Annotated in this window: 1 protein-coding gene; it reads right to left on the bottom strand. The window is 66.7% G+C overall.

Features of this window, described 5'->3' with window-relative positions; all coding sequences use genetic code 11:
* A partial coding sequence (locus tag CUZ56_RS15935; RefSeq protein WP_162615384.1) for a hypothetical protein occupies positions 1 to 240 on the bottom strand: 240 nt, incomplete at both ends.

Genomic DNA, 240 nt, shown 5'->3' with positions numbered 1-240 from the left:
CTCACCCCGCAACACCACCGTGTCGAGTTCCGCCAGCGCGGCGAGCCGCCGGAGGACTCCTGCCCGGCGGGCCAGCAGCGGTTCGGCGAGCACATAGCGGATGGCCGGCTCGTCCGAGTACAAACCGGCCAGCGATTCATCGATTCCGGCAAGGTCGGTGCTGGTGAGTTCGCGGTGCATCTCGATTACTCGCTGTGCTGCCGCTCGGGAGAAGTCGTTCGGCGGGTCGAGATCCAGTTG

The organism is Saezia sanguinis, from assembly GCF_003991585.1.
Classification (GTDB): domain Bacteria; phylum Pseudomonadota; class Gammaproteobacteria; order Burkholderiales; family Burkholderiaceae_C; genus Saezia; species Saezia sanguinis.
The sequence above is the reverse complement of the archived record's forward strand: the minus strand, read 5'-3'. Positions and strand labels throughout refer to the sequence as shown.